We start from the raw sequence: 25,861 nt of genomic DNA, 5'->3' as shown, positions 1-25,861 counted from the left end.
ACTTAAATAGAAGGTAATGCTCAAACTTAACTCACTGAACGACAATGAGCTCGTTCTAAGGTTTGTGGACGGCGATCAAGAATCTCTGGAAACATTAATTTTAAGACATAAGAACAGGGTGTTCTCATATATTCTGTTGATTGTTAAGAATCAGGAACTGGCTGAAGATATTTTTCAGGAAACGTTCATTAAAGTGATACGCTCGCTGAAAAAAGGTAAATACATCGAGAATGGGAAATTTATTTCCTGGGTATTGCGCATCTCGCACAACCTGATCATCGATCATTTCAGAAAAGTAAAGCTAAAGGGAACGGTTTCAAACGACAGTTCGGAAGTGGATATTTTTAACTCCCAAAAATATTCGGAACAGACCATTGAAGACGAAATGGTAAATACCCAAATATTAAGCGAAGTAAAGGATCTGATCCTCGAATTGCCTGAAGACCAGCAGCAAGTGATCTATATGCGTCACTACATGGGGCTGAGTTTTAAGGAGATAGCGGAACAGACAGATGTGAGTATTAATACCGCTTTGGGACGAATGCGCTATGCGCTGATCAATCTTCGGAAACTGATTGACAAGAAGAAATTGTCGTTAACAATGATTTAACTTCCGTTAACACAATAATAACAAACAGGGGGCGTTTTGTAGGTAAATAAAAAATGAAAGTGCCTATGCAAAAGTTCTCTACTTTGATTTATTGTATCAGTCATATTCACAGTAATGTCGATTTTATCGGTAACTCAGAACCTGAGAATGGGGTTGATCTTTTAGAAACTGAAGAAATGGGACCATCAGAAAAGTCCATCCGGAACATTCTGGATTTTGCCCGCTCTTACGATGTTTTAGAAACAGAATCGGCGGGATATGTAGAAATGATCTTAAATTAATAGCAAGGCACCAATCGGTGCCTTTTTTATTTCCTGTTAGTTGCTTCGTTTCCCTGTTTCTAGAATGTTTAATGCCAATTTGAGGCAAAAAAATAGTGTATATTCAGTTAATATGCACTATTTTTTGTTTACGAATTTATGTGTTTATTCTTCCTTTTTAACCGTTAAACGTATGGTAACGTATCCAAGTATTCCGGCAATGGTTGAACCGATGAGGATTCCCATTTTGGCAGAATCGACAAGGATCGGATCGCTGTACGCAAGGCTGTTGATAAACAATGACATGGTAAAACCAAGTCCTCCCAAAAAGGATACACCTGCCAGTTGTTTGAATCCTACATTTTGCGGAAGTTCGGCAATGTTCAATTTTATCGACAGCCAGGAGAAAGTAAAGATTCCGATAAAGTTTCCAACGATCATACTGATGGCAAGGTTGACGGACAAAGCCACGTTCGAGTCGCCCGAGAAGCTGAAAATAACCCCGGCATTTGCCAGTGCAAAAAGAGGCATAATCAGGTACGAAACCCAGCCGTGCAGATGGTGCTCCAGGTTTTGGAGTGGTGACGAAGTGGTTTCGGTCAGCTCCTGCAAGTCATCGATAATATGAAGTTGTTTCTTGCTAAGTACCGCTGTTTCTTCTTTCTCATCACATTCTTCCATAAATGCATCTAGGTGCTCCTTGCTTTTACGATAGAAGGAACGGGTATTGGTTTTCCGTTGCAAAGGAATGGTGAGTGCCATAAGTACACCTGCAATGGTTGCATGGATTCCCGATTTCAGGAACAGCACCCAAACAATCATTCCGGCAATGAAGAAAAGGTATTTGGAATAGTAATTAAATCTCGTCAGAAGTCCGAGGATAAGGATAATACCCAGCCCAACGAAAATGTTGGTCCAAATTAGGTTGGTGCTGTAAAAGAAGGCAATTACCAGAACGGCTCCGAGGTCGTCGATAATGGCAAAAGCCATCAGGAAGACCTTTATTCCCGGCGGTACTCTTTTTCCTAGTAAAGTTAGGATCCCCAAAGAGAAGGCAATGTCGGCAGCCATGGGAATTCCCCAGCCTTCACCTCCTGCATTTCCTTTATTTAAGATGGTGAAAAGCACAGCTGGGATTATCATCCCCCCAACCGCGGCAAATAGCGGAAGCGATGCTTTTTTTATGTGGCTCAGCTCTCCGGTAAGAACTTCGCGCTTAATTTCCAGCCCAATCAGGAAAAAGAAAATAGCCATTAAACCATCGTTGATCCATTTGTAGATGGGTTTTGATAGTTCAAAGCCGGGAAGGCTAAAGGTTATGTACTCTTTCCAAAAACCAAGAAAGTCTTGACTTAATGGACTGTTAGCGAGAACTAAGGCTGCTATTGTGGTTCCAAACAGAATGATGCTGCTGGATGTTTCGAGCTTAATAAATTGATTGATCGGCTCTTTAATAAACTTGATGGATGATTTATTCATATATAGAATTCAGATGTTGAATTGTGTGATAATAACCCTGCTTTTCAAATGTCAAAAATAAAAATTACCGGATAATTATTGTCATGCTGGTAAAAAGATCTTAACTTTGTGATATCAAAATAATATCAAATTACTAAAGTATTAATGTCATGGAAAAGCAATATTCTGGTATGTCGGGTTATCTGGTTCTGTTATTGGAACTGATTATTTTAGTGCTCATCGTTGCAGGATTTCTGATGGAAATGATTATCCCTGCAGTAGCATTAATTCCGATTTTTATTCTTGGGGCGATCGGATTTACGGTGGTAGATCCGAATCAGAGCTGTGTGCTGGTTTTATTTGGCGCTTACAAAGGAACCATTAAAACGAACGGGTTTTACTGGGTTAATCCGTTTTTTGCGAAGAAGAAGATTTCGTTGCGGGCGCGGAATTTTGACAGCGAAACCATTAAGGTGAACGACAAACTGGGGAACCCGATCATGATTGGGTTGGTGCTGGTTTGGAAAGTGGAAGACACCTACAAAGCTGCTTTTGGGGTGGATGAATACGAACATTTTGTGCTGGTACAGAGCGAGGCAGCATTGCGAAAATTGGCCGGACTTTATCCGTACGATAATATTGAGGACGAGACCGCCAAAGTTACCTTGCGCGACGGGACCGAGGAAGTGAACAACGAACTGGAGCGGGAAATTGTAGAAAGGCTCGATATCGCCGGTATTCATGTTATTGAGGCGCGGATAAACCACATTGCCTACGCCCAGGAAATAGCCCAGGCAATGTTAAAGCGCCAGCAGGCAACGGCGATTGTCGCGGCACGTTACAAAATTGTGGAAGGTGCAGTTAGTATGGTTGAAATGGCGCTCGACGAACTTAGCCAAAAGCAAATTGTGGATTTGGATGAAGAGAAAAAAGCAACGATGGTCAGTAATCTGATGGTGGTGCTTTGCGGAGATAAAGATGCCACACCCATCGTAAATACCGGAACGTTATATTAATGTTATGGAGAAAGTTCTTTTTCGGGAAGAACAGAAATTTTCTCAGCGATGGTTGTGGATGCTGATTATACCGGTTACGCTGATAGCAACTCTTCCTTTTATTTATTGCATCTTTTTGCAGGTCGTTGCTGGAAAACATTGCGGGAATCATACCGGAAGTATTTCAGACTTGGTTGTAGTACTTTTGGGGCTTACAATTTTAATGTCAGGCATTATTTGGCTTGTTGCAACAATGAAACTTATTGTCGAGATAAGTGAAGAGTGTATCAGATACCGCTATCCTCCGATTATTAGAAAATGGAAGCTTATCGATAAAAGTGAAATCGAAAGTTTTAAGGTTCGAAAATACAATCCGGTAACAGAATACGGAGGATGGGGGATAAAAGGAAGCCGGCGGAACAGGGCATTGAACGCAACAGGAAACATTGGCTTGCAGCTTTATCTTACCGATGGTCGGAGAATTTTATTTGGAACGCAAAAAAAGCAGGCAATTGAGTCGGCCATAAAGAAGATGATGCAGGCCCAATAAGGGATTATACAGAATAAACGATAAAAATGGAAAAACCACTATTTCTGGAAGAACAACAGGTAAGCCAAAGAAGGATGCTGAAAACCATATTGATTACAACTATGTTCGGAATGGGAATATTGGGCTATTGGTTTATCCGTCTCAACTACAGCAGGAAAAGCGTTACGGGAGAAGTTTTTTCGGATCCGTCTTTTGTGGTAATTGTCTTACTGTTTTTGGCTATTCTGGCAGTAGTTATTGTCATTAATTCGATTGCACGTTTGCGAACTAAAATCGAAAAAGACGGCATATATGTCAGGTATTTCCCCTATAAAAAGAAATGGGAAAAAATTAGTGTGTCCGGTATTCATTCTTACCGTTTAAGAAAGTACAGACCGTACCGCGAATACGGTGGATACGGGATCAAGGATCGCAGGCGAAGTGGAAAGGCATACATTATTTCGGGAAGAACCGGACTTCAGTTACACCTGAAAAATGGAAAAAGGATACTGATAGGCACACAGAAAAAGCAAGCCATTATATACGCGATGGATAAAGTGATGAAAGGGAAAAAAACAGCTTGAAATGTCAAAGAAGAAAACATTTGTGTTACGCATCGGCCCGGATTTGATGGAAGCCGTGGAAAAATGGGCGGCTGATGATTTTCGGAGTATTAACGGACAATTGGAATGGATTGTTTACAATGCATTAAAAGATGCCAAACGCCTAAAAAAGAACAGCGAATAAGTAGAAACAGATGAGTGTAAGAGCGACAGAATAAAGCTTCGCTTTTCGGAAAAGCAGTAAAATAAAGATGCGGTGAATTCTCATTAGTCTTTCGGAGGTTGGGTTGCTGATTTCGCGAGTAATTTCTTTTTAAAAGTGATACTTATATTGAGAAAACAGAAAAATCAAAAATAAACGTCATGAAAAAAGCTTTTAGTTGTCCGAAATGCAGTGGCTGGGATTATGAAGTAGATGAAATTCGCACTACCGGCGCTGGGTTCACCAAGTTTTTCAATATTCAAAACCGCCGTTTTACCGCTGTTTCCTGCAAACGTTGTGGCTATACCGAATTTTACAAAGGCGGTCGTTCGAGTGGTGCCAGCAATGTACTCGATTTTTTGACCAATTAGTTTTATCTGCTTCCGCTTCTGTAAAAATCAGAATGCGAATGATAAAAAAATGGATCCGATCTTATCAAAGAGATCGGATCCATTTTAGCATTTATGAGAGAGCTACAGTTACTTTTTCAAATTTGAAAGTACGGCATTCAGCAGTTTTTGCTCGTGGTCGGCACTGTATTCCCAAAACATAACACCCGCCAGCCCGCGTTTCTTCAGGTAATCAATTTTTAGCGCAATCGACTGTTCGTCTTCGTACGAGATAAAAGTCTTTTCTTCCGCATTCCACAGGTAAGGTGCTTTGGCTGTATCGTCCCAGTAGCGGGTGTAGCCGTTTGCATCTATGTTTTGATAGAAGTTGATATAATCGATTCCCATACCAACGGTTTCCGCCTGGTTAAACAGGATTTTGTCACCATTTGCTTCAACGCCTTTCCAAATACGGCCATAAAAAGGAATGCCCAGGTTGATCTTTTCAACCGGGAACCCTGCTTTTGTGTGCATGTCCACCGCATTAACTACGCTGTTCATGTCCAGCTCCGGTTGAGCCGAAGGATACAGGTTGCTGTGGTGTCCGTTAACGGTATGTAATCCGTTGTAAAAATCGTAGGTCATAATGTTCAGAAAATCGAGGTATTCGCCCAGTTTGCCCAGTTCGGTGTTATCAACATAAGCTTGGTCGGCTCCCGTGGCAATACTAAGCAGGTAATGTTTGCCCTTGCCTTCTTCCACAGCCATTTTATCCAGCTCTTCCCGCACTGCCTTCAGCATTAAGGTGAAGTTGTGAACATCCTCCGGACGGTGGATATTTCCTGCTCCGGTTTGGTTGGGGTATTCCCAGTCGAGGTCGATTCCATCGAGTTGATAGTCCTTTACAAACTTCGCACAACTTTGGGCAAAGCGGGCACGCGATGCTTCGCTTAGTGCCGCATCAGAAAAACCACCCGACCATGACCAGCCACCGATGGAAGCCAAAACTTTCAAGTCAGGATTTTTTGATTTCAGCGAGTTTAGCTTTACAATGTCAGCGGGAGTCAGGTTTTTGCCATCAATTTTTGTGGTGTCAAATATGGCTTCTCCATCGCGAATGTTTCCAAAAGCATAATTGATGTGCGTAATTCCCGATACATCAATGGTCGAGAAATCAAAGTCGCGATAGCCCGCCACATAGGCTACCACCATATAATCTTTCGAAGTGTTGTCTGTCTGGGCTTCCGTTTTGGGTTTTGGCGCCGGGTTGCAGCCTGATAAGATCAGCAAAACGGCAAGGGTTAAAGTAGATAGAAAGGATTGTTTCATGATGTACAGCTTTAATTATTGAGGGTAAAAATATGGCTTTTCCAAATTCAATCTAAAAACTTTTTTAAAAAATTTAAAATCCTTATTGAAATCTCTAAAAAGAAATAAATTATAATGTAATTTCGAATCCTCGTTTTTAGACGAATCAATCAACCGGATGAATTAAAATCTATTACATGCTGAAAGAAAGAAAGAAACAGGTAAAGCCGGCATATTTTTGGGTGCCAACTGCTTATTTTGCGATGGGCCTTCCTTTTATTGCCATTAATCTGGTCTCCGTATTTATGTTCAAGGATCTTGGAATCTCGGATACACAAATTGCATTTTGGACCTCTCTTATTATGATGCCCTGGACACTGAAGTTCTTATGGAGTCCGTTTCTTGAAATGTACCGGACCAAAAAGTTCTTTGTAGTAGTAACGCAATTAACAAGTGGCGTTTTATTCGGAATCGTGGCTTTCTCCTTGTTTTTCGACTACTTTTTTGCGATCAGCATTTCTACCATGGCGGTGATTGCCTTTAGCGGAGCTACCCACGACATTGCCTGCGACGGCGTTTACATGGCCGAGCTCGATAAAGAAACACAGGCGAAATACATAGGAGTGCAAGGTGCTTTTTACAATGTGGCCAAACTGGTAGCCAACGGAGGTTTGGTGGCATTGGCCGGAGCATTGGCCCAGCATTTTGGAGCGATCGAGGGAGCTTCTTTAAGTGTGAACAAGGAAGCTTATTCGTCGGCCTGGATGATTATTTTCGGCGTTATTGCTGCCGTTATGGTTTTGATAGGAATGTATCACATACGGGTTTTGCCTTCCACGCAGGTTCCGTCAACTACCAAAAAAACATCGCGTGAAGTGGGGCGGGAGCTTGTTGCCGTAATTGCCAATTTCTTTACGAAAAAACACATTCTCTACTATATCAGCTTTATTATTCTGTACCGCTTGGGAGAAGGCTTTATCATGAAGATTGCACCTTTGTTTTTAAGGGCCTCAAGAGACGTGGGCGGACTTGGACTGACACTTACCGAGATTGGGACTCTGAATGGTGTTTTTGGCTCTGCTGCCTTTGTTATTGGTTCTTTACTGGCTGGCATTTATGTTTCCCGGTTTGGATTAAAGAGAACTCTTTTTACCCTGTGTTGTGTATTTAACCTTCCTTTTATGGCTTATACATTTCTGGCGGTTACACAGCCCACTAATCTTTATTTAATCGGAAGTTGCATCACCTTGGAATATTTTGGCTATGGATTTGGTTTTGTGGGCTTGATATTGTTTATGATGCAACAAATTGCTCCCGGAAAGCACCAGATGTCGCATTACGCATTTGCTTCCGGAATTATGAATCTGGGAGTAATGCTTCCGGGAATGGCAAGTGGTTATTTTAGTGATTTACTGGGGTACCGTGACTTCTTTATCTATGTGCTGATTGCCACAATCCCGGCATTCCTGATAACTTATTTTATCCCCTTCACGTATGACGATTCAAAAAAGAAACAACATAAAAATCAATGATTATGAGTAAGATTCAAATTCCTTTTGAAGAGCGCCCGCAGGGATGCCCCGATGTAATGTGGCGCTACTCACAAAATCCGGTGATCGGTCGTTACCACATTCCTACTTCGAATAGTATTTTTAACAGTGCTGTGGTACCGTTTGAAGATGGTTTTGCCGGTGTTTTCCGTTGCGACAACAAAGCGGTTCAGATGAATATTTTTGCCGGGTTCAGCAAAGACGGCATCAATTGGGAGATCAATCACGAACCCATTGAAATGATAGCCGGAAATACCGAAATGATTGAATCGGCTTATAAATACGACCCGCGCGTAACCTGGATCGAGGACCGCTACTGGGTTACCTGGTGTAACGGCTACCACGGCCCAACCATCGGGATTGCCTATACTTTCGATTTTAAGACTTTTCATCAGTGCGAAAATGCCTTTCTTCCTTTTAACCGGAACGGAGTGCTTTTCCCTGAAAAGATCAATGGGAAATATGCCATGCTAAGCCGCCCCAGCGACAACGGGCACACGCCGTTTGGAGACATCTGGATCAGTTACAGCCCGGACATGAAATACTGGGGCGAACACCGTTGTGTTATGAAAGTTACTCCTTTTGAACTCAGCGCGTGGCAGTGTACCAAAATCGGAGCCGGTTCGGTGCCGATCAAAACAAAAGATGGCTGGCTGGAATTTTATCACGGCGTAATCAATACCTGTAATGGTTTTCGCTATTCGATGGGTGCTGCTCTGCTCGATTTGGAAGATCCTTCGAAAGTGCTGTACCGCACACAACCGTATTTGCTGGCTCCGGCCGAGTCGTACGAGTTGGCCGGTGATGTGCCGAACGTAGTATTCCCGTGTGCTGCTCTTAGCGACGGAGAAAAAGTAGCTGTTTATTACGGTGCCGCCGACACGGTGGTAGGAATGGCCTTTGGCTACCAACAGGAGATCATCGACTTTATTAAAGCCAATTCAATCTGATTTTAGTGCTTGCGCATCATACAATATTCACCGGTTGATAGTTGTTCAGCCGGTGAATTTTTGTTTCTACAGAATAGAGTGCTTTATCTGAAGTTTGGAGCGTAGCCGCCAGATCGTAGCCGATGGTGCAAAGATCGTGGCTCTCAGCTTCTAACAATTTTCTTTTTCCTGAATTTTGGCCCCCTTTTAACTTTACTTTAAATCGTTTACTTTAAACTTGTTAAGAGGAGCCATCCTGCCAAATTCCCCGTATTTTTGGAGCGCTTTTCGAAAAATCAATTAATACATATTAAAATGAATATTAGCGCATTACAAAAAGAAAGGGCCAAATACCAGCCAAAACTCCCGAAATCGTTAAAAGGAGCTGTTAAAGTGGTGGAAGGTGCAAAAACCGAATCGGTTGCCGATCAGAAGGAGATTGCAGCCTTGTTCCCGAACACCTACGGCATGCCCATCCTTACGTTTGAAGAAGGTGGAAAGGCTGCTGAAAGTGCTCCTGTTAATGTGGGTGTAATTCTTTCGGGTGGTCAGGCTCCGGGCGGACACAATGTGATTTCCGGAATTTTTGACGGCATCAAAAACATTCATCCCGACAGCAAACTTTTTGGATTTTTAGGTGGTCCCGGCGGATTGGTAGATCATAAATATGTTGAGCTGACTGCCGAGATTGTGGATGAATACCGCAACACCGGTGGTTTTGACATCATTGGTTCGGGCCGTACAAAACTGGAAGACGAAGCCCAGTTCGACAAAGGCTTGGAAATTGCCAAAGACCTGAACCTGAATGCGCTGGTTATTATTGGTGGCGACGATTCAAACACCAACGCCTGTGTGTTGGCTGAATACTATGCTAGAATCAATGCTGGTGTGCAGGTAATCGGTTGTCCGAAAACCATCGATGGTGACCTGAAAAACGAAATGATTGAAACTTCGTTTGGTTTCGATACCGCTACAAAAGTTTATTCTGAGCTGATCGGTAACATCCAGCGTGATGCCAATTCTGCTAAAAAATACTGGCACTTTATTAAACTGATGGGGCGTTCAGCTTCGCATATCGGTTTGGAATGTGCGTTAAAAACACAACCCAACATTACGCTTATTTCAGAAGAAATTGCCGATAAAAAACTGACTTTGGGCGAAGTGGTTGATTACATGGCAAAAGTGGTTGCCAAACGTGCCGACAACGGTGATAATTTTGGTGTAGCGCTAATTCCTGAAGGTTTGGTTGAGTTCATTCCTGAAATGAAAGTGCTGATTTCGGAATTGAACGACCTGCTAGCTGAAGGCACTGATTCAGAAAAGGAATTCAAAATGTTGCGTAAAAGCCACCGTAACGAGTGGGTTGCTACGCACCTGACTGAAATTTCTTCGAGCGTATTCCGTTCGTTGCCTGATGGTATTGCTACCCAGTTGACACTTGATCGCGACCCGCACGGAAACGTTCAGGTTTCATTGATTGAAACTGAAAAGTTACTGGGCGAAATGGTTAGCACCCGTTTGGATGAAATGAAAGCAAACGGAGAATACGTTGGTAAATTCGGAACACAATACCACTTCTTCGGTTACGAAGGACGTTGTGCTGCTCCGTCGAATTTCGATGCCGACTACTGCTATTCTTTGGGTTACACAGCTTCTGTTTTGGTGGCTGCCGGAAAAACCGGTTATATGTCATCGGTAAGAAATACGACTGCTCCGGCCGATAAATGGATTGCCGGTGGTGTGCCTGTAACCATGATGATGAACATGGAAAAACGTCACGGTCATATGAAACCGGTGATTCAAAAAGCTTTGGTTGAATTGGAAGGCGCTCCGTTCAAATACTTTGTATCGAAAAGAGGAGAGTGGGCTTACAATACCGACTTTGTTTACCCGGGCCCGATCCAGTATTTTGGACCAACCGAGGTTTGCGACCTTACTACCGAAACGCTGAAATTCGAGCAAAATAAGTAAGACTCAATTAGACTATATAGTATATTATAGCAAGGCCATCCGTCAATTGACGGATGGCCTTTTTTTACCTGCCAAAAATCAACGAGAAAATACAGTTGTATTATTTCGACGAAGCTATCAGAAAAGCAAAAGAGATAATTTAAACCAAATAGAACACCGATAACTCAGATACTACTGTTTTTCGCTGTTTTATTCGTGATTATCTGTCAAAATCAATGCTCCCAGCGTTCCGTTTTCACGTTTTGCTTTCATTGTAAAACTTCTGGCAGGTAACGTATCATTATGAACGCGAAATTCGTTAATATAGCGTAATAAAAATCAGAAAGGTATGAACAGGTTATTTATTGCAGTGATCTTGGTAACAGTAGCAGTTTCCTGCCAGAATTATAAAAAGGATGTATCAAAACTTACCCAGGAAAGAGACAGCATTACGCGGGAGGCCGAGCTAAAGGATTCCGCAGTGACAGGCTATCTCGAAGATTTCAACGAGATAATGGCCACGCTCGATTCCATTAAAACGATGGAAAAGTTGGTGACCGTGAAATCAAGCGGACAACGTGAGATGAGCTACAGCCAGAAACAGGCGATACTGGATGATGTGGCGCTGCTGAATGAGATGTTGCAAAAGAACAAGGAGCAGTTGGCTGCCTTGCAAAAAAAGCTGAACAACGCGAACTACAAAGTTGGAAAGCTGAATTCGACCATTGCCGAGCTTGAACGGCTGGTAAGCAGTTTGCAAAAGCAGGTAGACGAAAAGGATGCAGAAATTGCGCGTTTGAATACCGACGTTCAGAACCTAAGCCGCGACGTGATTCAGCTGAATGAGAAGATTGCGGTGATGGAATCGGAAAGCCAGGAGAAATCGAATACCATTGACAGACAGGTGCATGAGCTCAACAAGGCTTTTTATGTAATTGGCAGCCGCAAGGAACTGGAGGAAAGTGGTGTGGTTGACCGGAGCGGCGGTTTCCTGGGAATTGGCCGTACATCGGTTGTAAAAGAAGATTTCAACAAAGAAGTATTTACCGCGGTTGATATTCGCGACTTTGCCTATATCCCGTTAAATACCAAAAAAGCAGAGGTGATCACGGTTCATCCGGCGGGATCGTTTCATATTTCGGGTGAAAAAACAGCCGACACCTTGTTTGTTGACAACCAGAATATTTTCTGGAACGCTTCGAAGTTTTTGGTGGTAGTAACCAAATAAAACCTACTTTTTTAGTTGATTGAGGAGCCAGACCATGTTGTCGGCCAGGGTGCGAATGGTTTGCATACCTTCGTCATCGTTTAGCACATCTCCCGGATTACGCCCGATGGCAAAGTTCCAGTAACTCGATCCCGGAACGATCATTTGGTTGATCAAGAAAAAGTTGTTGATCGTTTCAAAGGCATGAAGTGCTCCGCCGCGACGGACCGCGATAACACCGGCTCCCACTTTTCTTTTCAGAAGATGGCCACTTGCACGGGTTGCATATCCGGCTACGTCAATCAAAGCTTTAATTTCGGTGGTGACATCGGCAAAATACACCGGCGATCCGATGATGATCCCATCTGCTTCCAGCATTTTCCCGATGCACAAGTTCAGGTGATCGTTTTTGATGTGGCACCGTCCGTCTTGCTCTTCTTTGCATTTGGCACAAGCGGTGCAGCCATGCACAGGTTTGTTCCCCAATTGTACCAAGTCGGTTTGAAAACCTTCCGCTTCAAAAATTTTGAACATCTCATGGATCAAAAGTGCAGTGTTTCCGTTTTTCCGTGGGCTTCCGTTTATGGCTAGTATCTTCATAATTAATGCTAAAATGCTTGAATGCGTTAATGCTTTAATGATTATTTATCTCAATATGTAAGCTAATTGGGCATAAAATAGCTGCAGGCTTTAGCTTATTCAATTTGTGCTGAATCGCGGTTTTTGGTATTCTTTCCGTTTTATTATCTTATTGCAAGTGTATTATTTGCAGTTGTTTTCAGTATTTATGCATTTCAGCATTCACGCATTTCTTCTACTACTGATTAAACACAAATGAAATGATGTTGGCACCCATTTGAAGTGCTTTCTCGCGGAGTTCGGGCGGATCGTTGTGTACGGCTTCGTCTTCCCAGCCATCGCCCAAGTCACATTCGTAGGTATACAAACAAACGAGGCGGTCTTCAATAAAAATTCCAAAGGCCTGCGCAGGTTTCCCATCGTGTTCGTGGATTTTGGGAATTCCGTTGGGAAAATCAAACTTCTGGTGAAAAACCGGATGCGAAGGTGGTAATTCAACCAGCTCTTTTTCAGGGAAAACTTTTTTCATTTCCCTGCGAAAATATTCATCCATCCCGTAATTGTCGTCAGCATATAAAAAGCCGCCGCCTTCGAGGTAGTGGCGCAGGTTTGTGGCATCGCTTTCCGAGAAAATAATATTGCCGTGCCCGGTTAAGCCTACAAACGGGAAATTAAAAATCTCAGGACTGCCCACTTCAATGGTAGATGGTTCAGTTTGAATGTTGGTGTTTATCGTGCGGTTGCAATATTCGATCAGGTTTGGGAGTGCGGTCGGATCAGAATACCAGTCGCCACCTCCGTTGTATTTCAGCAAAGCGATTTTTACACCGCTGTTTTGCGCATTTACAGCCGCTGCCAGAAAAATAATCCAAATTACCAGTTGAAACCGCATGTCTTAAATTTTCCGAAAAATACAACACGAATCTGAAACCCAAAACTATTCCTTCAATTTTTAAAAGATGTGGAGAGGTGTTTCTCGTGCCTCTACCCATCAGTTACAAAGTTCCTGGACGATGAATAAATCGTAGTGTTTTTGGGAATAAGGATAATCCCAGCAACCCATTCGGTGATACAAATTGCCGCCGAAACCTTTCTTGTAAATATGAATTCCGTGCAAAGGATGGCTCTGGTTGATGTTGGGAGCCGAGCCAAACATATCGTACTCGGAACAGCCCCAGTTCTTCGCCATTTTTATGGACTCCCACTGCAGGGCATAGCTGGCCATAATGTTTTGCTTATTGGTGGCTGAAGCTCCGTAAAGATAGGTGCCGCGCTTGTGCGACAGCGCCAAAAACATAGAGGCCATGTATTCTCCTTTCCAGTCGGCCATTAGCATTTTTACCTTCACCCCTTTTTTGTTATTATCCTGTTTTTTAAGGATGCTCAGAAAATACTGTTCGTTTTGCAAAGGCAGGTTGTGCCGAACCGCTGTATCGTAATACAAACGGTACCATTCGCTGATGTGTTCGACGCCGTATTCCTGAATTCTGATGCCCTGGTTCAGCGCCCGTTTTACATTGTAGCGGGTGTTGTAACGCATGTTCGACAAAAGTGTATCTTCCTGCTGGGTGAGATCCAGGAAAAACGTATTCTTGGGGAGAATGTCGCTCGGGCTTTTTTTCAGTCTCCAGTTAATGGTTTTATAATTAACCCTGAACTCCTGAACCTGCTCGTCGGGTGGCCCGGTCCAGTTTCCATGGGCATCAAAATAATCGTCATCGGCCGACCACTGGTTTTGCCAGGCCAGATCGTAGCGGATGAAAATACAGTTGTGCGGAAGGTAAGGCTTGATGGTTTCCGACAGTTGTTCCAGAAAAACACCCTGGTTTTCGAACTCCGGCTCCAACTCCGGACCGTACGGAACATAGGCAAAACAATGAGTGGCATCGATGTATTTGATGAGCACCAAAAGATCATCGCTCTCACTTCCCAGCACATCGCCATGGCTGAAAAGTGTATCCTTTGACACTGAAATTTCAAATCCTTTGGGTTGAAAGCCTTGCTTATCCTTTAATCTTCCCCAGAAAGGTGTTTGAGAGAGAATGTTGCTTGGCTTAATCTCCTCAATATCCTTTTGAACAATCGTACAATCCATCTCCAAAATTTTGGGCAAAGCTATCCAATATAAAGGGGAATAAAAATTTAATTGTCAAAACACCGGGTATTTCAGCTTTGGTTACATACTGCTAACATTGCCCCAAAAGAGGCGGCAGAATTCGGATGGAAAGAGGATTTATGGGGCTATTTTTTCAGGAATTTTGTTAAGGGAGTGATGAATTGATCAAAGCTTTCAATGTGCGGCAGATGACCAATATTCGGAATCTCTACTAATTCAGAGTGGGGGATGGCTGCCTGTGTTTTTTTCCCAAGTTCTTCGTACAATCCCATTTTTTCCCTGACTTCTTCCGAAACCAGTCCTTTTCCCAGTGCCGTCCGGTCGCGGGTTCCGATAATCAGCAGGGTAGGCACCTGTACCTGCGGAAATTCGTACAATACCGGTTGCGTAAAAATCATATCGTAGGTTAGCGCCGCATTCCAGGCAATACGCGGGTAATCCGAATTTAATGTCCATCCGGCCAAAAGGTTTACCCATTCATCGTAATCGGGGCTCCATTTTCCGTCGTAATAACTTGCCAGCTGGTAATCCTTTATTTGCTGATAGCTTTTTTTAAGCTCGTTTTCGTACCACCATTCCACCGGTTTGTAAGGAGCAACCAGTTTCCAGTCTTCCAGCCCGATTGGGTTTTCAAGAACCAGTTTTTCGGTTGTTTCCGGAAACATCAACGCAAAGCGGGTGGCCAGCATTCCGCCCATGGAGTGCCCCAAAACGGCGGTTTTTGTAACCTGAAGATAATACAGCAGCATTTTTGTATTGATTGCCAATTGCTGAAATGTATAATGAAAATGCTCGGGTTTCGACGATTTCCCAAAGCCAACCTGGTCGGGCACAATCACCCTGAAACCTTCTTTTGTCAAAGCTTCGATTGTGGTTTTCCAGTAAGCCCCGTTAAAATTTTTTCCGTGAAGAAGTACGATGTTTTTTCCGTTGTAATTGTCGGGTTTAACATCCATGTAAGCCATTTTCAGGTTTTGCAATTGCACATTTAACCGAAGGTATTCAACCGGATAGGGGTAGTCATAATTTGTCAGCTCCAGATCGAGCCATTTTAGCTGGTTCGATTGTGCGGATGCCGCTGCCTGAACAAAAATAAATAGAATAAAAGCAGTCATCATTCTCGTTGTCTTCATGGTAATTTCTGTTTTAATCTTTCTGAAACGAAATTCTTTCGTTCAATGTTCAGGCTTGCGGCTTTATTCGTTGGCCAGGTTTACGATGTGGCAGGCCACCACGCCGGCGGTTTCGGTACGCAGCCGGGCTTTCCCGAGCGAAATTTCGGTGAAGCCTGCAGCTTTGGCCTGTTCAACTTCTTCGGGGCTGAAATCACCTTCGGGGCCAATCAGTATCAGAACATCTTTTCCCATTGAAACTTGTTTCTGTAAATGTGGTTTTTCTCCGTCGTTACAGTGGGCAATGTATTTTTCTCCCTGAAAATCAGCGCTGACCAAGTCTTCAAAACGGGTGAGTTCGTTGAGCTTCGGAAGGTATGCTTTGACCGATTGCTTCATGGCTGAAACAAGGATCTTTTCCAGCCGTTCGGGTTTGATGATTTTTCGTTCTGAATGCGCCGAAAGCAAGGGAGTAATCGTATCAATGCCTATTTCAGTGCATTTCTCCAGAGACCATTCAAAACGGTCGATGTTTTTGGTTGGGGCAATGGCCAGGTGCAGGCTAAAGTCGCGCTTTTCAAATTCTTTATGGGTTTCCAGAATCGAAAGGCTGCAGCTTTTGGGGTGGGCATCCAGTATTTCAGCCCGGTAAAAACCACCCTTCCCGTCCACAATCTGTATTTGGTCGCCGCTGATTAATCGCAGTACTTTTACCGCATGTTTCGATTCATCGGCATCAAGTGTGACTGTGTTTCCTGTTATTTCCGGGATGTAAAAAAGCTGCATTTTGTTTCGATTTGTGATTTACACAAAAGTAATCAAATCATGCTTATTGCTTACTTTTGCCGGCATTCGAGCTTCAGCCCGCCGGATTTATTTTCCAGTTAACCAAACTTGAATTGTGTAAAAACCTGTGATTGCCAATGTTTGGTGGTTTATTCATTTTCCCTGACCGACTTTTCTTCGAATTTGAAAACCTTGTAAAGGTAAGCAACCGACGGAAGGATAATTATAACACCTACCACGAGTGCGATCAGCAGATACAACTGAACTTTGTAGGGTGCCCCGGCATTTTGCAGGGTGATATCCGGTGCGTCTTTGATGTTTACAATAATTGGAAATTGTATGGCAAACCAACCAATCACGATCATGGTGGTTTGAAAACCCCCGATCAGCCGAAGCATCAACCGGTTCGGGTTGTTCAGGTATTTCCACAAAAAGGGTAGGGCGAGTGTTGCCAGCACAATGGCTGCAATACTTACCGGCGACTGGATAAATTCCATCAGCAAAGGATGGCCTTCGAGTTCGGCGGTGATAAAAACCAAGGCTCCGGTGAGTACCAATCCCAACAGCAGGCGTTTGGTCACTTTGGCAAAATACTGCACGTACTCTTGGTCTTTTATTTCGCTTACGGTAAAAATGCCGGCCAGAAATGCGAACAGCAAAACCAGGAACAAGCCCATGCTCATTGAGAAGAGATTCAACCAGGGGTGAATGTACACCTCGAAAAAGCCTTCGCGGTAATCGACAGTGATTTCGCCCAGAATAATTCCGCCCAGCGTAACACCTAAAAAGAAGGTAGTAACAAGACTGGAATACTGAAAGATGGCTGAATAGATTTTCATCGGGCGCTTCTCATCAATGTCGTAATGCCTGAAGGTAAAAGCCGATCCGCGCATGATGATGCCCAGCAGCACAAGCAAAACCGGAATATGCAAAGCCGTCAGAACCGTGGAGTAAACCGTTGGAAATCCAACAAAAAGGATTACCACCACCAGGATCAGCCACATGTGGTTGGCCTCCCAAACCGGGGCGATCGCTTTGGTGACAATTTTGGCCGCTTTCCCGCGGGTAAATAATTCAAGAATTCCACCTCCAAAATCGGCCCCTCCGAGCAGCACGTACAAAAAGAGGCTGATGACCATTATCAGGAAATTTATTTCAACCATTGGACATGTATTTAGCTTGTAATACTTTGATTTGCCTGCTCAGAAGCCAGATAACCACAAAGCTCAGGATGAGGTAAACCACTGATATGGTGTAAAAAGTATATTGGATTCCCGGCATGGGTGTGAGCGAGTCCTTTGTTTTCATAATGCCGTAAATGATCCAGGGTTGACGGCCCACTTCGGTAACAATCCAGCCGGCTTCTACGGCAATGAAGCCCAGAGGCGTGGCAATAAACAACATTCTCAGCCACCATTTCTTTTCCAGCCAGTGTTTGTATTTGAAGGTAGCGGCCAGGAAAATTGCCGCAATCAGCATTAGAAACATGCCGATGCCCACCATAATCTGAAACGAATAATGCGTGATCGGAATGGGTGGCCATTCATCTTTTGGGAACTGGTCCAAACCTTTTACTTCGGCATTGAAATCGCCATGTGCCAGAAAGCTCAGGAAGCCCGGAAGTTTGATGGCGTATTTTACGGTTTCATTTTCTACATCGGGTATTCCGCCAATAATAAGCGGTGCGCGTTCCTGGGTTTCGAAATGAGACTCAAAAGCAGCCAGCTTGGCGGGTTGCAGTTTGGCCACATTTTTTGCTGCCAGGTCGCCACTTATGGGCTGCAGAATTGCTGCCGCTGAAGCAAAGGTCAATGCAATGGTAATGGCTTTTGCATGAATCTCCAGTTTGTTTTTCAAATAAAGAATGGCATGTACGCCCGCTACGGCAAAGCCTGTGGCCGAGAAGGCAGCAATGGTCATGTGATGCGCCTGCGAGAACCAGGCTTTGTTAAACATTGCTTTTACTGGGTCGATATTATAGGCTTTTCCATCTATCCAATCGAAGCCGGAAGGAGCATTCATCCAGCCATTGGCGGCCACTACAAAAATTCCTGAAAGTACTCCGGCGATTCCTACTATCAGGCCTGTGTAAAGGTGTACCCATTTATTCAGGCGTTTCCATCCGTAAAGGAACAAGCCCAGTGCAATGGCTTCCACAAAAAAGGCGGTTCCTTCCCACGAGAAAGGCATCCCGAAAATGGGGCCGGCGTGCTCCATAAAGCCGGGCCAAAGCATGCCCAGTTCAAACGATAGAACGGTACCCGAAACGGCACCAACGGCAAAGAAAATTGCCACTCCTTTCGACCAGGCCTTGGCCAGATCGAGATAAACCGGGTTATTGGTTCGCAGCCATTTCCATTCGGCCACAAACATAAACCAGGGCATCACCATGCCAATACAGGCAAAAATGATATGAAATCCAAGCGAAACCCCCATTTGCATGCGGGCAGCCATAAATGCATCCATGTTGTAGTATTAATTGTTTGTAACTGTTTTCACATTCATCAACATTTTAAATACGTTTCGGTTTGATGAAACACAAAAAGTTAACATCCTGCAAGGATAAGAGAGGATTCAATATGTTGATAATTGGTGGATTAAGAGGCTTTGGAGAACGGCCGAAAAGAATCATATTTAACGTTGGATGTATTCTGTTAATTTAGTTTAGACTTTGTCGTATTGCCCATTGTTAATGTTCAGCAATCATACATTCCAATGGCATTATTTTAACATCCGCGGAACCAAATGAAACGCCAGCGAACCGGTACGTGCATTTACTTCTTTCCAGTCATCCACTTCGAAATTAATTCCGACGGTGGAGGTGGTAGGCATGTCGCCGTGAAACGATTGCAACAGGTTGGCTACGTAGTAATAAAAACCCGGATTATGCCCGAAAAAGAAAACCGTGTCTGCATTTTCGGGCAATTCCCGGATAAGGTCGACAAACTCACCGGTTGTAAGTCCATCGTAAATATCTTCCACTTCCTGAATTTTATTTTGGCTGAAGCCCAGGTTGTCAGCAAAAATACGCGCGGTTTTAAGCGCTCTTTTGGCCGGGCTCGATATCATCAGGTCGGGTGCAACTTTTCGCTGGTTTAATTCGGAACTCACCAGTGCCGCATCGCTTTTGCCCCGATCCTGAAGGTCGCGGTTGAAATCGTCGTCGTAACCGTACGGTACGGCTTTTCCGTGTCGAACTATCACTACCTGTTTCATTTTGCTATTTTAAGATGGAAGTTTTACGTAAAACTCGGTGGCGCGGTTCGCTTACACTCTTAAAGACTTGTGTAAACATCAATTTCAGCCCCGGCAAGTTCTACTATTTTGGGGACAATTCCGGTAAAATGAGGCGTGTTGTTGTGGAAATCTACGGCTTCCTGGTCTTTCCATTTTTCAATTAAACAATAGATATTGGCGTTTTTAACATCTTTATGCAAGATGTATTCAAGGCATCCGGCTTCCGCTCTCGACGCTTCTCCCAATTCGTTAATCAATTTCAGGAACTCTGTTTCTTTTCCCTGCTTTACCGTAAATTTGGCTACTATTGAAATCATGCTTATTATTTTTGGTTATTTGATTTTGGTTCAAACAAATTTAACTTAATTTATCGCAATAGAAAATACAGAAATGAGGCGCATCGGACTTTTATCAGACACACACGGATTTATCCACGACCGGATTTTTACTTTTTTTGAAAAGGTGGACGAGATTTGGCACGCAGGCGATATTGGCAACATTCAAACTGCCGACCGGCTGGCGGCCTTTAAACCCTTAAAAGCCGTTTACGGCAACATCGATGGACAGGATGTTCGGATTGTTCACCCCATGCATCAGCGCTTTAAGTGCGAACAGGTAGATGTTTGGATGACACACATTGGTGGTTACCCGGGGCGCTACGAACGCTATGTAAAGCCGGATATTTTTACCAACTCACCCGATCTGTTCATCAGCGGGCACTCACACATTCTGAAAGTGATTTACGATCAGAAATATAATTTCTTGCACATAAACCCCGGGGCTGCCGGCTACAAAGGCTTTCACAAAGTGTGCACCGCTGTGCGTTTTACAATTGAAGGGAAGGAAATACGCGACCTGGAAGTTTGGCAAATTCCAAGAGACGAAGTGGCTCCTACTTTTTAAATGAATAAGCTACCCAGTTGTTTTTTTCTTTGAACCCGGCATCTTTCAAGCCCAAACTTTCGGCTTTTGTTTTGATGGCCGGAATATCCTCTTTGTAAAAACCACTCATGATCAGGATTCCGCCGTTGTTCAGAACGTGGTTGTAGGCGGGCAGGTCGTTGAGCAATACATTGCGTTGGATATTGGCAAAAATCACATCGTAAGACTCATCGTTCAGCAGTTTGGCGTCGCCCAGCTTTACAGCGAGGTTTTGGATGTTGTTGAGTTTTGCATTTTCCTGGCTCCCTTCGTACGACCACTTGTCGATGTCGATGGCAGTGATTTTATCCGCACCTTTCATCGAAGCCATAATGCCGAGTATTCCTGTTCCGCAACCCATATCGAGCACCGATTTTCCTGACATATCGTTCTGAAGTATCGACTCCAGCACCAGCGAAGTAGTTTCGTGGTTTCCGGTTCCGAAAGCCATGTTGGGCTCAATCACAATCTCGTATTTCAGCTTTGGGTAATCGGTATGAAAAGGAGCCCTGACCACGCATTCGTTGGCAATTACCAGCGGTTTAAAATAATTTTTCTCCCATTCTTCGTTCCAGTTCTGGTCCTCAATCAGTTCCGATTTTACATCAAAACAAAAGTCTTCGGAGAACTCGTTCAGTACCTCGTTCAATTCTCCTTTGTGGTATTCCGAAGCCGGAATATAAGCGTCGAATCCCATTTCTGAATCCACAAAACTATCAAACCCAATGTCGGCAAGCTGCGCTGTCAACACTTCGCGAAGCCATTCCTGGAAGGGGGTTATTTCGATGCTTACTTTTTTGTAGTCCATGGGAAATTTTTTTTGTGAAGGTATAAAAAAAACAGCCATCCGTGTATCGAATGGCTGCTTCTATTTATCTTTTTCCTTCTAGCTGAAAAATTTGTTGGGGAAGAAATTTACTGCCAAAAAACCAACAATTCCTGTTAGACAGATAATCAGGATATCGGGTAACTGATTGAGTAATTTTTGTTTTCTTTTCCGGATAAGGATAAACTGAACAAAGGCAAGCAGAAGGCTTGCTGCAAAGCAATAATAAGTAGTACTTGGTTGAAAATAAAAGTTGATAAATTCGGAGTTGGGATCGGTCATGCTTAGTTGAACAGGGAATAGAGCAGCGGCTATTTTCCCTTCTTTTCGTTGGCTTTGAACCGGCCAGTTTTCTGAATATTCATCCACCGGATTCAGGTTGCGGTCGAAAATATGCGAGCGGACAAAGCCTTCGCCCAAAACACTGACATTGAAATTCAGCAGATCGCCGTATATGCGTATTTCGTGCTTTTCGGGGTCAATGTTATCCACCGGGAAACGTTCCAGCAGGTAGTCGTACTGTGTTAGCATGTACAGGTGCTTATCTTCCGAAAAAAGGTAGGCATAATAAAGTTTGTCGCTGTTGTCGGTACACTGAACGGTTTTGAACTTCAGTCCTTCGGGTAAATCAACCTGTCGGACAAAAGGTTTTCCTTCCACCATTTTTATATGAAAGAGCTGATTGGCCGAATCGACCACCAGGTAACCTTCGTCGCACGATTTGAGCGTAGTGGGAATGCCGTTGATGGAGGTGGCCGGAAACTGAAAGCCGCGTTTGTACAAAACGGCTGAAAACATGCGGCTTTTCTCTTCGTTAATTTGGTTGGTTTGGGCATTGATAAACTCCATCCGCCAGGTGATGCGGAAAAAATCTTCGGGCATTTCAAGATTTACGCGGCCCGATTGCGACTCAAACAAAGGGAACAGCGAGGGCTGGGGAGCGCGAATGTCTTCCGGTTTTAGTCTGAAAATGGAACGGTACTTACTGATTTGGTGCGGATCCATCTCTTCTCCGTTCAGCGAATCGGGTAAAGTCTGATTCATGAGTAGCTGTCGCGTATACACAAACGGAAGCCGGGCTTCGTACTCTTCGCGTGTGAATGTTTCCCCTTTTGTGTTGGTAAAAACTGTCTCCCCTTCGTTGCGAAGGATCATGAAATCATGGTCGACTGCACTGTACTGGACAAACGGGCTTTTTATGGGCTGGGCAAAGGCTATCCAGTAAAGTTTCGGAAGGGCAATTGCCAACCCGGTAATGGCAATAAGTATTAATATGTATCGGCTAAGTTTTACCATTTTACATTTCTCCTTTTCTAAACCGGTAACCCGAGAACAACAATGAAATACTTAATAAAACAGTAAGAACAGCCAGCGTAATGTTGACCGGCTGGTAGGCTGCGGTGGAACCGTTAATAAAAAACAACGGAATAAATGTGGCAGCCACCAGCAAGTACAGAAAACGGAATTTCCAAACCGGTTCCAGAACGATCAGCGCCACCAGGTAGTAGGTGGAAAAACCCGCCAGAAACCAGGGAATAAGCGAAACCAGTGCCGGAAGAATAATGTTGGAAGGGAAATAAAACGCGGCAATTCCTGAAAAGAGTGTTATTAAAATGAGGTACACCGCCAGCAGGCAACACGAGCCAAAGCCCATCATGCACAGCAGAACTTTGTTTTCGTTAAACGGCAGATGAAAAGTAAGTTTTATGCGTTTGTTCACCGTTTCGGGGAAATACTGGGCTACAGCTACCAGTAAGCCGCCTGCCAGGGGGATAAATTTTAGGGGGCTGAAAAATTTAAGACCTTTAAAAAGAATAAGATTCCAGTAGTTATTGGGCTGGTTAAAGGTGGTGTCGTGTTGCACTTTCAAAAAAAGATAGCCCACTGCCAACATGCCCAACAGAGCATAAAGGATGGTAAACCACCTGATTTTTAGCCACTCTTTGTATATCATTGCTTTCCACATATTCCTAATACTTTCCGGTTAAACCAATAAAGGCATCTTCCAGTCCCATTTCCACCTGTTGAAAGGCACGGTGTTCAATGCCATTTTTCTCCAGAAACTTCTTCACAAACTCTTCCGATTCGTAGGTGTAAATCTCCACCTTGTTGTGTACTTTTTCGACGTTCACCACAAAATCCTCCTTTTTCAGGTCGATGGACGGATCTTCCACTTCGAGGTAAAACTGTTTGAAGGAGCGCATAAAATCGTTTACGTTTTGTTGTGCCAGCACGCAGTTGTAATCCATAATCAGCACATCGTCGATCAGGCGCTCCATGTCCTGGATAATGTGCGAAGTGGTGAAAATGGTTTTCTTTTTGGCTTTGGCATATTCGCGCAGGTAATCGATAAACAGCCGCCGGTAACCCGGATCAAGCCCCATCGAGAAGTCGTCGAGAATCAGCAGATCGGGGTCTTGCGCCAAAATCAGTCCGAGAGCTACCTGTGACCGCTGTCCGCACGACATGGTCGAAATTTTTTGCCGCGAGGTAACTTTTAGTTTCGACATCAACTCCCAGTACGGCTCCGGATTCCATTGCCGGTAAACACGGGCATAGAATTTTTCGATCTGGTGAATGTTCATAAAAGTATATTGAACGTGGCCTTCGATCAGAAAACCAATACGTGCCTTGTTTTGCGGTGTAAGGTGTTGCGTATTCTCGCCATAGATGAGGCACTCGCCGCTGCGGGGCTGTAAAAAACCATTCAAAATATTGATGGTGGTGGTTTTGCCCGCTCCGTTTTTCCCCAGTAGCCCCAGTATGCTTCCGTCTTCTACCCGGAAATTCAGGTTCTCATAAACCATTTTTTTCCCGTAATAGTGGGTGAGATTATTGCATTCTATCGCGTATGAAGTCATGTTTCGTTAAAAGTTGATTCCTACTTGTATGCTTGTACTGTTCTTCTCTGGATCGCCAGTCATTTGCGAGAAGCGTTTTGTATAATCGATACCTGTATAGAGCTGTACTCTGTGTTCGTACATTTTTACTCTTCTTGCCAGCTGTATTTTTCCACCCAGCTCTGTCATTCCTTTGTTCCAAAAATCGAAATCGTGTTGTACCATTGCAGTATGCGTCGTTTCCAGCAAAGCCGGGTCGCTAACCAGGTTCAACCGACTGTTAAATCCTTTTCGGTAGGCTCCGTTGGCTGAAAGAATAATATCGGCCACGTTTGTGCTAATCTCTTTCTCGATGGCCGCATTGATTTTATACTGGTTAAGTTTCTGTTTGTTTTTCTCCGGAACAAAGTAATAAGAGGTTTCCGAGCCTGTGATCATGGCACTGGCTTTCACTCCCCAATTTATGTGATCCCTGTCTTGAAACGTGTACCACGAATAATCAAATCCGAAATTATCTTCCCGGTGCCAGTACAGAACGTATTTGGCAATGGTTTCCCACTGAAATTTTTCCTGCGTGGCTTTGGGTTCCATTACCGGCTCGTGTCCGTAAATGTGTTTATCCGTAAAGTACAATTTGAGTTTATGAATACTTCCGTTAGTGTTGCGCAGGATAAAAGTGGATGCTGCATCGGTTTGGAATTTCTCGAGCAACACCAGTTGAATGGGCGACAGTTTGCCGCGTTTTATGTCGGTTTCTTTTTGAAAGAAAGAGATTTCGGTGAGGTTTGACAAGCGATCTCCTTTCCATCCCAATTGAAGGCCTGCCCCCAAAAGAGTGGATTGGTTGCTTCGGTCGTCCATTTCGGTGGTGGCGGAGTACACACCCATTCCTCTGAAATGAAAGAAATTATAGGTAGAATCGCTGAGCGTTTTCAGTGAAATGTCTTCTTTGGCAGTTTGAAGATGAAGGTTTAAACCCGCCATGAACTTTCCGGGGCTGAAAACGATCCCCGGTTTAAAGTCGAACTCGGTTGCTTTGTTGGTTGGCCTTGGATCTTTTCTGCGGGCTCCAACTCCTGTTTGGTACTTTACATCAAAACCCAGATCGATCAGCGAACTTAACTTTAAGGCACCGCGCACCTGCATGTCAAAAAATTCTTTGCGATAGGTACCTCCGGTTCCATCTCCCAAAGTATAGGGGTTGTCGTCATAAGGATTCAGTACATCTACCCATTTTACTTTTTTCTCTTCCTGGCTGTAATACGAAAACGCCCCGTAAAATTTCCAGTTGTTGAGTTTCTGGTAACCGTAGGTCTGAAATCCATACTGGTTTTGTTTTTCCCCTTCCTGGAAGCGATGATAATCGCCGTTCTCGTGCTGATACAAAAGACGTGCTGTGCCTAAGCGGTGCTGTATGTCGAAAGATTGCAAACCGGCCGCATTGCCCGACTCCGACCAAAGCGTATTCAAAAGCAGTATTTTTTCTGATGACAAAGAATTTCGCAACGAATCCTGCTTCTGTGCCAAAGTCTGAAAACTCATGACCAGAGCCAT

28 protein-coding genes are annotated in these 25,861 nt (G+C 43.8%); 12 read left to right on the top strand and 16 right to left on the bottom strand.

All coding sequences use genetic code 11. The annotated features are described in order from the left end of the window. Positions 1-16: 16 nt before the first annotated feature. Both INQ51_RS09035 and INQ51_RS09030 read left to right on the top strand, forming a co-directional pair. Entirely contained in the window at positions 17-610 is a 594-nt protein-coding gene (locus INQ51_RS09035; protein ID WP_233377645.1) for an RNA polymerase sigma factor, read from the top strand. Positions 611-675: 65 nt separating this feature from the next. Then, positions 676-891 (top strand): hypothetical protein, encoded by a 216-nt coding sequence (locus INQ51_RS09030; protein ID WP_233377644.1) that lies wholly within the window; start codon positions 676-678, stop codon positions 889-891. 144 nt (positions 892-1,035) lie between these two features. On the opposite strand, the gene nhaA is transcribed toward INQ51_RS09030, so the two are convergent. Then, positions 1,036-2,349 carry a Na+/H+ antiporter NhaA gene (gene nhaA, locus INQ51_RS09025; protein WP_233377643.1) on the bottom strand — a complete coding sequence of 438 codons (1,314 nt, stop codon included), beginning with the start codon at positions 2,347-2,349 and terminating at the stop codon, positions 1,036-1,038. A 149-nt stretch (positions 2,350-2,498) separates the two neighbouring features. On the opposite strand from nhaA, the gene INQ51_RS09020 reads away from it, so the two are divergent. The 5 genes from INQ51_RS09020 to INQ51_RS09000 all read left to right on the top strand — a co-directional run bounded on the left by INQ51_RS09020 (position 2,499) and on the right by INQ51_RS09000 (position 4,988). Next, positions 2,499-3,344 (top strand): SPFH domain-containing protein, encoded by an 846-nt coding sequence (locus INQ51_RS09020; RefSeq protein ID WP_233377642.1) that lies wholly within the window; start codon positions 2,499-2,501, stop codon positions 3,342-3,344. Positions 3,345-3,348: 4 nt separating this feature from the next. After that, on the top strand, positions 3,349-3,873 hold the full coding sequence (locus INQ51_RS09015) for a hypothetical protein (protein ID WP_233377641.1): 525 nt from the start codon (positions 3,349-3,351) through the stop codon (positions 3,871-3,873). A gap of 26 nt (positions 3,874-3,899) precedes the next feature. Further along, positions 3,900-4,436: a DUF6141 family protein gene (locus INQ51_RS09010; RefSeq protein WP_233377640.1), complete on the top strand. Its 537-nt coding sequence runs from the start codon at positions 3,900-3,902 to the stop codon at positions 4,434-4,436. Between the two features lies 1 nt (position 4,437). Continuing rightward, positions 4,438-4,599 (top strand): Arc family DNA-binding protein, encoded by a 162-nt coding sequence (locus INQ51_RS09005; protein WP_233377639.1) that lies wholly within the window; start codon positions 4,438-4,440, stop codon positions 4,597-4,599. Positions 4,600-4,778: 179 nt separating this feature from the next. Beyond that, positions 4,779-4,988 (top strand): zinc ribbon domain-containing protein, encoded by a 210-nt coding sequence (locus INQ51_RS09000; protein WP_119439917.1) that lies wholly within the window; start codon positions 4,779-4,781, stop codon positions 4,986-4,988. Positions 4,989-5,096: 108 nt separating this feature from the next. Here INQ51_RS09000 and INQ51_RS08995 read toward each other — a convergent pair whose 3' ends face one another. Next, complete coding sequence (locus INQ51_RS08995) at positions 5,097-6,275, bottom strand: glycoside hydrolase family 18 protein (RefSeq protein ID WP_233377638.1); 1,179 nt, start codon at positions 6,273-6,275, stop codon at positions 5,097-5,099. 176 nt (positions 6,276-6,451) lie between these two features. On the opposite strand from INQ51_RS08995, the gene INQ51_RS08990 reads away from it, so the two are divergent. From INQ51_RS08990 to INQ51_RS08975, 4 genes are all read left to right on the top strand, one after another. Further along, complete coding sequence (locus INQ51_RS08990; protein ID WP_233377637.1) at positions 6,452-7,786, top strand: MFS transporter; 1,335 nt, start codon at positions 6,452-6,454, stop codon at positions 7,784-7,786. Positions 7,787-7,788: 2 nt separating this feature from the next. Further along, positions 7,789-8,754, top strand: coding sequence for a glycoside hydrolase family 130 protein (locus INQ51_RS08985; protein WP_194086718.1), 966 nt, complete (start codon positions 7,789-7,791; stop codon positions 8,752-8,754). A gap of 294 nt (positions 8,755-9,048) precedes the next feature. Then, positions 9,049-10,704, top strand: coding sequence for a diphosphate--fructose-6-phosphate 1-phosphotransferase (locus INQ51_RS08980; RefSeq protein WP_119439921.1), 1,656 nt, complete (start codon positions 9,049-9,051; stop codon positions 10,702-10,704). A 328-nt stretch (positions 10,705-11,032) separates the two neighbouring features. Next, positions 11,033-11,911: a hypothetical protein gene (locus INQ51_RS08975; protein ID WP_233377636.1), complete on the top strand. Its 879-nt coding sequence runs from the start codon at positions 11,033-11,035 to the stop codon at positions 11,909-11,911. A 3-nt stretch (positions 11,912-11,914) separates the two neighbouring features. Here INQ51_RS08975 and INQ51_RS08970 read toward each other — a convergent pair whose 3' ends face one another. The 9 genes from INQ51_RS08970 to INQ51_RS08930 all read right to left on the bottom strand — a co-directional run bounded on the left by INQ51_RS08970 (position 11,915) and on the right by INQ51_RS08930 (position 20,037). Beyond that, a complete protein-coding gene (locus INQ51_RS08970; protein WP_233377635.1) occupies positions 11,915-12,490 on the bottom strand; it encodes a flavodoxin family protein in 576 nt (191 codons plus the stop codon). Positions 12,491-12,707: 217 nt separating this feature from the next. Then, on the bottom strand, positions 12,708-13,361 hold the full coding sequence (locus INQ51_RS08965; RefSeq protein ID WP_233377634.1) for a DUF4159 domain-containing protein: 654 nt from the start codon (positions 13,359-13,361) through the stop codon (positions 12,708-12,710). Between the two features lie 99 nt (positions 13,362-13,460). Then, a complete protein-coding gene (locus tag INQ51_RS08960) occupies positions 13,461-14,564 on the bottom strand; it encodes a lipid II:glycine glycyltransferase FemX (protein WP_233377633.1) in 1,104 nt (367 codons plus the stop codon). Between the two features lie 146 nt (positions 14,565-14,710). Next, a complete protein-coding gene (locus INQ51_RS08955; RefSeq protein WP_233377632.1) occupies positions 14,711-15,718 on the bottom strand; it encodes an alpha/beta fold hydrolase in 1,008 nt (335 codons plus the stop codon). Between the two features lie 63 nt (positions 15,719-15,781). Then, the gene (locus tag INQ51_RS08950) at positions 15,782-16,483 is read right to left on the bottom strand and encodes a 16S rRNA (uracil(1498)-N(3))-methyltransferase (protein ID WP_233377631.1); all 702 of its coding nucleotides are present in this window, start codon (positions 16,481-16,483) and stop codon (positions 15,782-15,784) included. A gap of 149 nt (positions 16,484-16,632) precedes the next feature. Then, positions 16,633-17,646 (bottom strand): cytochrome d ubiquinol oxidase subunit II, encoded by a 1,014-nt coding sequence (locus tag INQ51_RS08945; RefSeq protein ID WP_233377630.1) that lies wholly within the window; start codon positions 17,644-17,646, stop codon positions 16,633-16,635. After that, the gene (locus tag INQ51_RS08940) at positions 17,639-18,949 is read right to left on the bottom strand and encodes a cytochrome ubiquinol oxidase subunit I (protein ID WP_233377629.1); all 1,311 of its coding nucleotides are present in this window, start codon (positions 18,947-18,949) and stop codon (positions 17,639-17,641) included. The genes INQ51_RS08945 and INQ51_RS08940 overlap by 8 nt, the downstream gene beginning before the upstream one ends. A 255-nt stretch (positions 18,950-19,204) precedes the next feature. Further along, the gene (locus INQ51_RS08935) at positions 19,205-19,699 is read right to left on the bottom strand and encodes a SixA phosphatase family protein (protein ID WP_233377628.1); all 495 of its coding nucleotides are present in this window, start codon (positions 19,697-19,699) and stop codon (positions 19,205-19,207) included. A 59-nt stretch (positions 19,700-19,758) separates the two neighbouring features. Continuing rightward, entirely contained in the window at positions 19,759-20,037 is a 279-nt protein-coding gene (locus INQ51_RS08930; RefSeq protein WP_233377627.1) for a putative quinol monooxygenase, read from the bottom strand. Between the two features lie 73 nt (positions 20,038-20,110). Between INQ51_RS08930 and INQ51_RS08925 the strand changes: the two genes are divergently transcribed. After that, positions 20,111-20,623 carry a metallophosphoesterase family protein gene (locus INQ51_RS08925; RefSeq protein WP_233377626.1) on the top strand — a complete coding sequence of 171 codons (513 nt, stop codon included), beginning with the start codon at positions 20,111-20,113 and terminating at the stop codon, positions 20,621-20,623. Here INQ51_RS08925 and prmA read toward each other — a convergent pair. The 5 genes from prmA to INQ51_RS08900 all read right to left on the bottom strand — a co-directional run bounded on the left by prmA (position 20,613) and on the right by INQ51_RS08900 (position 25,861). Next, on the bottom strand, positions 20,613-21,449 hold the full coding sequence (prmA, locus tag INQ51_RS08920; RefSeq protein ID WP_233377625.1) for a 50S ribosomal protein L11 methyltransferase: 837 nt from the start codon (positions 21,447-21,449) through the stop codon (positions 20,613-20,615). The genes INQ51_RS08925 and prmA overlap by 11 nt on opposite strands. 78 nt (positions 21,450-21,527) lie before the next feature. Next, a complete protein-coding gene (locus INQ51_RS08915) occupies positions 21,528-22,763 on the bottom strand; it encodes a DUF4857 domain-containing protein (RefSeq protein WP_233377624.1) in 1,236 nt (411 codons plus the stop codon). 1 nt (position 22,764) lies between these two features. Then, the gene (locus INQ51_RS08910) at positions 22,765-23,433 is read right to left on the bottom strand and encodes a hypothetical protein (RefSeq protein WP_233377623.1); all 669 of its coding nucleotides are present in this window, start codon (positions 23,431-23,433) and stop codon (positions 22,765-22,767) included. Between the two features lie 4 nt (positions 23,434-23,437). Beyond that, positions 23,438-24,328: an ABC transporter ATP-binding protein gene (locus INQ51_RS08905; protein WP_233377622.1), complete on the bottom strand. Its 891-nt coding sequence runs from the start codon at positions 24,326-24,328 to the stop codon at positions 23,438-23,440. 6 nt (positions 24,329-24,334) lie between these two features. After that, positions 24,335-25,861 carry a DUF6850 family outer membrane beta-barrel protein gene (locus INQ51_RS08900; RefSeq protein WP_233377621.1) on the bottom strand — a complete coding sequence of 509 codons (1,527 nt, stop codon included), beginning with the start codon at positions 25,859-25,861 and terminating at the stop codon, positions 24,335-24,337.

It is taken from the genome of Maribellus sp. CM-23 (genome assembly GCF_021354595.1).
Classification (GTDB): Bacteria; Bacteroidota; Bacteroidia; order Bacteroidales; family Prolixibacteraceae; genus Draconibacterium.
Note: the sequence above shows the minus strand (reverse complement) of the source record. Positions and strands in the feature narration are given on the sequence as shown.

Excerpts from the sequence above, each read along its gene's own strand:
- prmA (WP_233377625.1), bottom strand. The coding sequence starts at position 21,449 with ATGGACTACAAAAAAGTAAGCATCGAAATAACCCCCTTCCAGGAATGG.
- nhaA (WP_233377643.1), bottom strand. The coding sequence starts at position 2,349 with ATGAATAAATCATCCATCAAGTTTATTAAAGAGCCGATCAATCAATTT.
- INQ51_RS08915 (WP_233377624.1), bottom strand. The coding sequence starts at position 22,763 with ATGGTAAAACTTAGCCGATACATATTAATACTTATTGCCATTACCGGG.
- INQ51_RS09005 (WP_233377639.1), top strand. The coding sequence starts at position 4,438 with ATGTCAAAGAAGAAAACATTTGTGTTACGCATCGGCCCGGATTTGATG.
- INQ51_RS09020 (WP_233377642.1), top strand. The coding sequence starts at position 2,499 with ATGGAAAAGCAATATTCTGGTATGTCGGGTTATCTGGTTCTGTTATTG.
- INQ51_RS09000 (WP_119439917.1), top strand. The coding sequence starts at position 4,779 with ATGAAAAAAGCTTTTAGTTGTCCGAAATGCAGTGGCTGGGATTATGAA.
- INQ51_RS08985 (WP_194086718.1), top strand. The coding sequence starts at position 7,789 with ATGAGTAAGATTCAAATTCCTTTTGAAGAGCGCCCGCAGGGATGCCCC.
- INQ51_RS08965 (WP_233377634.1), bottom strand. The coding sequence starts at position 13,361 with ATGCGGTTTCAACTGGTAATTTGGATTATTTTTCTGGCAGCGGCTGTA.
- INQ51_RS08940 (WP_233377629.1), bottom strand. The coding sequence starts at position 18,949 with ATGGATGCATTTATGGCTGCCCGCATGCAAATGGGGGTTTCGCTTGGA.
- INQ51_RS08970 (WP_233377635.1), bottom strand. The coding sequence starts at position 12,490 with ATGAAGATACTAGCCATAAACGGAAGCCCACGGAAAAACGGAAACACT.
- INQ51_RS08975 (WP_233377636.1), top strand. The coding sequence starts at position 11,033 with ATGAACAGGTTATTTATTGCAGTGATCTTGGTAACAGTAGCAGTTTCC.
- INQ51_RS08980 (WP_119439921.1), top strand. The coding sequence starts at position 9,049 with ATGAATATTAGCGCATTACAAAAAGAAAGGGCCAAATACCAGCCAAAA.
- INQ51_RS09015 (WP_233377641.1), top strand. The coding sequence starts at position 3,349 with ATGGAGAAAGTTCTTTTTCGGGAAGAACAGAAATTTTCTCAGCGATGG.
- INQ51_RS08955 (WP_233377632.1), bottom strand. The coding sequence starts at position 15,718 with ATGAAGACAACGAGAATGATGACTGCTTTTATTCTATTTATTTTTGTT.
- INQ51_RS08960 (WP_233377633.1), bottom strand. The coding sequence starts at position 14,564 with ATGGATTGTACGATTGTTCAAAAGGATATTGAGGAGATTAAGCCAAGC.
- INQ51_RS08930 (WP_233377627.1), bottom strand. The coding sequence starts at position 20,037 with ATGATTTCAATAGTAGCCAAATTTACGGTAAAGCAGGGAAAAGAAACA.
- INQ51_RS09035 (WP_233377645.1), top strand. The coding sequence starts at position 17 with ATGCTCAAACTTAACTCACTGAACGACAATGAGCTCGTTCTAAGGTTT.
- INQ51_RS08990 (WP_233377637.1), top strand. The coding sequence starts at position 6,452 with ATGCTGAAAGAAAGAAAGAAACAGGTAAAGCCGGCATATTTTTGGGTG.
- INQ51_RS09010 (WP_233377640.1), top strand. The coding sequence starts at position 3,900 with ATGGAAAAACCACTATTTCTGGAAGAACAACAGGTAAGCCAAAGAAGG.
- INQ51_RS08925 (WP_233377626.1), top strand. The coding sequence starts at position 20,111 with ATGAGGCGCATCGGACTTTTATCAGACACACACGGATTTATCCACGAC.
- INQ51_RS08935 (WP_233377628.1), bottom strand. The coding sequence starts at position 19,699 with ATGAAACAGGTAGTGATAGTTCGACACGGAAAAGCCGTACCGTACGGT.
- INQ51_RS08910 (WP_233377623.1), bottom strand. The coding sequence starts at position 23,433 with ATGTGGAAAGCAATGATATACAAAGAGTGGCTAAAAATCAGGTGGTTT.
- INQ51_RS08905 (WP_233377622.1), bottom strand. The coding sequence starts at position 24,328 with ATGACTTCATACGCGATAGAATGCAATAATCTCACCCACTATTACGGG.
- INQ51_RS08995 (WP_233377638.1), bottom strand. The coding sequence starts at position 6,275 with ATGAAACAATCCTTTCTATCTACTTTAACCCTTGCCGTTTTGCTGATC.
- INQ51_RS08945 (WP_233377630.1), bottom strand. The coding sequence starts at position 17,646 with ATGGTTGAAATAAATTTCCTGATAATGGTCATCAGCCTCTTTTTGTAC.
- INQ51_RS09030 (WP_233377644.1), top strand. The coding sequence starts at position 676 with ATGCAAAAGTTCTCTACTTTGATTTATTGTATCAGTCATATTCACAGT.
- INQ51_RS08950 (WP_233377631.1), bottom strand. The coding sequence starts at position 16,483 with ATGCAGCTTTTTTACATCCCGGAAATAACAGGAAACACAGTCACACTT.
- INQ51_RS08900 (WP_233377621.1), bottom strand. The coding sequence starts at position 25,861 with ATGGCTCTGGTCATGAGTTTTCAGACTTTGGCACAGAAGCAGGATTCG.